The organism is Ideonella sp. P3_A4 (genome assembly GCF_056403075.1).
In genome coordinates, this window is sequence record NZ_JBFUGE010001370.1 from 1 (window position 1) to 539 (window position 539).

General features: G+C 61.2%; 1 protein-coding gene. It reads left to right on the top strand.

Annotation, left to right across the window (positions count from 1 at the left end; translation table 11 throughout):
• Window positions 1–188: 188 nt before the first annotated feature.
• Window positions 189–539 (top strand): hypothetical protein (locus tag AC1DYI_RS38055; RefSeq protein ID WP_477209217.1); only part of this gene is annotated, 351 nt, incomplete at its 3' end.

Genomic DNA, 539 nt, shown 5'->3' on the forward strand with positions numbered 1-539 from the left:
CCTATCGAGCGTGGAAGCCGGTGTCTGGTGAGAGGCTCTTTCTATTTTTGGACTCTCTGGATGAAGCGGCACTTGCCCGGGAGTCGGGTCTCCCGCTGGCTCTGCGTAGGGCTTCACGAGCGGTCGACTGGCCCGGTTCAAACGTTTCTTGGGTGCTTTCATCCCGGCCCGCGACGCTTACGCCGGCCGTGCTCGATGTCGTCCAAGCCGAGTTGCGGACTACGCTGTACGTAGGAACGAACAGACAGGGTGCGGCGGATGAGGGCGACACCAGGGAACTCTTCGCCAATGGCGCGGAAGGCCTTCAGGAAGACAGCCTTGGTACGCCAAATGCTGCTGATGTCTCTGAGGCAAGCCGGCGCACACCCAAGAGCGTCCCGCCTGAACCGCTGAAGGTCTATGCATTGTTGCCGCTGGATAGCACGGCGGCAGGACTGTATCTTGGCCAGCGCCATCAAGTGGGAAACCCCAAGGAATTGCTAAGGGCGGCACGTCAATTTGGTCTCGGAGGGCTGAGTGACGGTCCCGGAGGCCTGGAC